4 protein-coding genes are annotated in these 5,213 nt (G+C 30.7%); 3 read left to right on the top strand and 1 reads right to left on the bottom strand.

Annotated elements, in window-relative coordinates:
- Positions 1-319 precede the first annotated feature (319 nt).
- Genes L8D11_RS03260 through dnaE form a run of 3 tightly spaced genes read left to right on the top strand, consistent with a single transcriptional unit; the run spans position 320 to position 4,927 of the window.
- Entirely contained in the window at positions 320-1,045 is a 726-nt protein-coding gene (locus tag L8D11_RS03260; protein ID WP_236870244.1) for a YebC/PmpR family DNA-binding transcriptional regulator, read from the top strand.
- Positions 1,046-1,048: 3 nt separating this feature from the next.
- A complete protein-coding gene (gene ruvC, locus L8D11_RS03265) occupies positions 1,049-1,555 on the top strand; it encodes a crossover junction endodeoxyribonuclease RuvC (protein ID WP_236870245.1) in 507 nt (168 codons plus the stop codon).
- Positions 1,556-4,927, top strand: coding sequence for a DNA polymerase III subunit alpha (gene dnaE, locus L8D11_RS03270; protein ID WP_236870246.1), 3,372 nt, complete (start codon positions 1,556-1,558; stop codon positions 4,925-4,927).
- A gap of 17 nt (positions 4,928-4,944) precedes the next feature.
- On the opposite strand, the gene L8D11_RS03275 is transcribed toward dnaE, so the two are convergent.
- Complete coding sequence (locus tag L8D11_RS03275) at positions 4,945-5,106, bottom strand: magnesium chelatase subunit ChlI family protein (protein ID WP_336886381.1); 162 nt, start codon at positions 5,104-5,106, stop codon at positions 4,945-4,947.
- Positions 5,107-5,213: the final 107 nt, after the last annotated feature.

Below are 5,213 nucleotides of genomic sequence, written 5' to 3' on the forward strand. Positions count from 1 at the left end.
ACTTTCTTGAATTCCTATTATTCTATCAGCTTTTATACCAAACTTATCGTTCTTCTTTATATGAATCTAATTTTTTAAATCCATTTATTGCATATCTTCCTTGCTTTGCATTTATGCAACGGCCTTGTTAAGTTGTATAGCCATTACTAACAATTAATTATGATGATAGTATAAAGCATCTACATAAATTAAAATATAGAAAAAATATCAACTTTATTCATAATTTTCATACAGTCTCATCATTATGCAATTATAATAATGTTGTTGAATAAATTCTTTAATAATTGTAGTTTATCAGCATTATATTTTCTAAAAATTCATGGCAGGACATTCAAAATTTAAAAACATAATGCATCGAAAAGGTGCTCAAGATAAGAAAAAAGCTAAAGCATTTACTCGTGCGGTTAAGGAAATTATAGTAGCAGCTAAAACAGGCATGCCCGATCCAAATTTCAATCCAAGACTACGCACGGCAATTATTACTGCCAAACAAGCAAATTTACCTAAAGACAGAATTGATAATGCAATTAAAAAGGCAACTTCTGCAACTGATGGAATAAACTATGAAGAAATTAGATATGAAGGTTACGGACCTGGTGGAGTTGCAATTATTGTGGAAACTCTAACAGATAACAAAAATAGAACTGCAAGCGATGTTAGATCTACTTTTAGCAAACATGGGGGAGCTTTAGGCGAACAGGGAAGCGTTGGATACATGTTTAGGAAAGTTGGTTATATTGTATATGAAGAAAAAGATATAGATAAAAATAAGCTAATTGAATTGGCAATAGAATTGGAAGTAGATGATTGTATAGATGAGGATGGAGTTGTCGAAGTTCTATGCAAAACCGAAAAATACTCTGAGACTATTGAAACTCTAGAACAAAAATTTGGCAAGCCACTTGAATCAGAAATTAAGTGGATTTCTGATATAATGGTTGAATTAGACGAAGAAAACAACGAAAAAGTTTTAAAACTCTTAGATGCTCTTGATAATTTAGATGACGTACAGTCCATCAGTAGCAATTGTAAATTCGTTAATTAATGCATGACGCTTGAAAAAATAATTGGTAGATTTTTAGGAATTGATCCAGGACTGAATTTTACAGGTTGGGGTATTGTTGATTATATTAATGCTGATAAATTCACATATATTGCGTCAGGTGTAATTAAGACTGTTCCAAAAATGGAATATTCTCAAAGATTAAATCATATTTTTAACCAATTATTAAAAATTATAGAAAATTATAGCCCAAAGCATGCTGCTATTGAAGATACGTATGTCAATGTGAATAACAAAAGTTCTATTATGCTTGCTCAGGCAAAAGCCGCTTCAATTATTGCTATTTCTCAAAATAATATTCCTCTTGTAGAATATGCAGCAAAAAAGGTAAAAAAAACCATTTCTGGCACTGGAAATGCCGATAAATCACAAATTATAAAAATGATAAGTTATTGGTTGCCTAATATTTCAGTAAAATTTTCTGACGAAGCTGATGCACTTGCAATAGCTTTGTGTCATGCTAGCCACTATAAACATGGTGAAAAAATTTAAATGTCATTATTTATTAATTTAAGAACATTTTCTGACTATTCTATTGGAAAAAGTGTAATTAAATTGCCAGATTTAGCTCAACATTGCATTGATAAATCCATACCAGCTATCGCTCTCACCGATTATAATAACTTATTTGGCTCATTGGAATTTTCTTTAGAGTGCCAAAAAAAAGGAATTCAACCTATTATTGGAGCAGTTGTAACTATTAACTTTGGAACTCCGGAAAAGGAAATTTTTGCAGATATTTTATTGCTAGTAAAAAATACACTAGGATATGAAAATTTAATGAAATTGGTAAGTGATTGTTACTTGAACAGTCCACATAAACCCCATATCGTATTGAATAATTTGCTTAATAACTCCGAAGGTCTAATAATTTTATGTGGCAACAATGGTTCACCAATAGAAAAGTTATTCTATTTAGGTAGAAAAGAAGAGGCAAGGCAATTTATAGCTACTCTCTTAGGAAGTTTTAAGGAAAACATCTATTTAGAATTAACTAGATTAGAAAATAAATTTGATTATGAGTTTGATAAATTTATTAAAGAAGTTGCAATAGAGAAAGGTATACCGACTGTCGCAACAAATCCAACTTATTATATTAACCAAACAATGCAAGATGCCCTAGATGCGTTAATTTGCATAACAGAAGGTAGATATTTAGTTGAAGAAGAAAGAAATAAGGCATGCTCTGATGGATATTTTAAGAGTATGCGTCAAATGCAAGAGCTATTTTCTGATATCCCTGAAGCAATAAGTAATACTGAACTAATTGCAAAGAGATGTACATTTTTACTGGGTGAAAGTAAACCGCTATTACCAAAATTTTATCCAACAAAAAAACAAGAAGCGAATGAATTAATTGAGCAAGCAAAAGAAGGCTTAAAAGCTAGATTACATGGTAAAAACTATGATTCGGAAAAGCAAAAGCTATATTTTGAAAGATTAGACTATGAGCTTTCTGTAATAAATAAAATGGAATTCGGCGGGTATTTTTTAATTGTTGCAGATTTTATTCAATGGAGTAAAAATCAACAAATTCCAGTAGGTCCTGGTAGAGGATCTGGCGCAGGTTCCATAGTAGCATGGAGCTTGCAAATTAGTGATATTGATCCTATAAAATTCGGCCTTCTTTTTGAAAGATTTTTAAATCCAGATCGTGTATCTATGCCAGATTTTGATATAGATTTTTGCCAAGAAAGAAGGGATGAGGTCATAAATTACGTAAAGAAAAAATTCGGTGAAGATAAAGTTGCTCATATTATGACATTTGGAAAATTACAAGCTAGAGCAGTTTTAAGAGATGTAGGAAGAGTTTTGCAAATTCCATATGGTCAAGTTGATAAAATTTGTAAAATGGTTCCAAGTAATCCTGCAAACCCTATTACACTTAAAGAAGCAGTTGATATGGATAAGGAACTAAAGCTGCAAAGCAAGAGTGATTCATCTATAGAAAAGCTTATTTCAACTAGCTTAAAGTTAGAAGGGGTCAATAGGCATATTTCAACACATGCAGCCGGCATTGTAATAGGAGATAAAGAGCTAACTAAAATAGTTGCACTTTATAGGGATTCACATGCAACAATGCCCATGGTACAATATTCATTAAAATATGCTGAAAAAATTGGGTTAGTAAAATTTGACTTCTTAGGTCTAAAAACTTTAACAGTAATTTCTTGGACCTGTAATTTAATGAAAGAAAATGGTAAAAATTTAGACTTACAAGCAATTCCACTAGATGATAAAAAAACTTATGAAATGTTATGTCAAGGACATTGTATAGGAGTTTTTCAATTTGAGAGTTCTGGTATGAGGGAGACAATTAAAAAAATTGAACCAGATAACATTGGTGATTTAATAGCACTTGGCTCTCTATACAGACCTGGTCCAATGGATAATATACCAAGTTATATAAATAGGAAGCACGGTAGGGAAGAAATTGATTATGTTCATCCATTGTTAAAGACAGTACTGAAGGAAACGTATGGAATTATTGTATACCAAGAGCAAGTAATGGAAATAGCCCAGATTTTAGCAAACTATACCTTAGGGGAAGCTGATTTGTTAAGACGCGCTATGGGGAAAAAGATCAAGGAAGAGATGGAGGCACAAAGAAATAAATTTATTATGGGTTGTGTAGATAATAATATTGATAAGACAAAGGCCGAAGAAATATTTAATCTTGTGAATAAATTTGCTAGCTATGGCTTCAATAAATCTCATGCAGCTGCATACGCCTATATATCATTTCAGACAGCATACCTAAAAGCAAATTACACTTTGGAATTTATAACTTCCTCAATTAATTTAGAAATCGATAATACAGATAAAATTTACGTTTTTATAATTGAAGCAAAAAAATTCAACATAGATATTCTCTTGCCTGATGTTAATTCCTCAAAATCAAAATTTACTATCGAGGATAATAAAATTAGATTTGGGTTAGCTGGACTTAAAGGCGTTGGGAAAAAGGCTATTGATTTAATGGTTGCAGAGAGAGAGAATAATGGAAATTACAAAGATATTTTTGATTTTGTTGAAAGATTATCAGATATTGGCTTAAATAAGAAAATTTTGGAGAACTTAATTAAATCAGGTGCCTTTGACAGTCTTGGTATGAATAGAAACTCTTTATTGTTAAATATAGATATATTACTAAAACACGCTACATCCAAAAATTATAATGAAGATCAACTTGATTTATTTTTTGACACATCTAGTAACTTTAAATTCAGGCCTAAGCTAGAAGAATTTGAAGAATTGAACGAAAAAGAAAAGCTAAGCGCTGAATTCGAATCTTTTGGATATTACATATCAACCCACCCAATCCAAAAATATAAGTGCTTTTTTGACAAATTAAATATTTCTGAAGCAACTGATATAGATAAAATTGAAGCCTCAGTATCAAAAATAAAATTGATTGGGATATTAATTTCAAAAAAAATTAGGTCGACTCCAAGAGGGAAATATGCCTTTTTACAAATCTCAGATTTAAGGGGAATTATAGATTTAGCGATTTTTGATGAGACATTACTCTACAATTCAAATGAATTTTTAGTAGAGGGTAATAGTTTATATTTTTCAACTGAAGTAAGAAAAGATAATGCTGGTGTACGAATTATCGCAGAAAGCGTTGAAAGCGTTGATCAAGCTATTTTGAGATCAAATGTTAACGCCAAAGTTACTATAAATAGTGTTGAACAACTGGAGTATCTAAAAGAAAGAGTCAATTATGCTTCTGGAATAAAAATTAAACTAAGCATAGAATTAGAAACAGGAGATATTGTATATTTTAAACAAAAAAATAATATATTTATCAATTTGAGCGAATTGCCTAATTTACAAAGTATGGGCATTGCAAATTTATAGAAATTAATTTGTATAATTTAATCATACTTAATACTTTTGACCCGATAGCTTAGCGCTTCTGCTAAATGAAAATGATTGACGTTAATTGATTGTTCCAAATCTGCAATAGTTCTTGCAACTTTAAGAATTTTGTTCATACCTCTCATAGAAAATTTAAATTTTTTCCTGACTTCATGCACTTTGAGAGAAGTGTATAGAGGTAGGTGAGGAAAAAGGAGGAGAAAATTTTAAAGTCGCTGAGTAGTGCCTAAGCTAAATATTAGTTGACATTATATTATTTACTGGT

This window comes from Candidatus Bandiella numerosa (assembly GCF_021811875.1).
Taxonomy (GTDB): domain Bacteria; phylum Pseudomonadota; class Alphaproteobacteria; order Rickettsiales; family Midichloriaceae; genus Aquirickettsia; species Aquirickettsia numerosa_A.

Coding starts and splice junctions, on each gene's coding strand:
- L8D11_RS03260 (WP_236870244.1), top strand. CDS start 320: ATGGCAGGACATTCAAAATTTAAAAACATAATGCATCGAAAAGGTGCT.
- ruvC (WP_236870245.1), top strand. CDS start 1,049: ATGACGCTTGAAAAAATAATTGGTAGATTTTTAGGAATTGATCCAGGA.
- dnaE (WP_236870246.1), top strand. CDS start 1,556: ATGTCATTATTTATTAATTTAAGAACATTTTCTGACTATTCTATTGGA.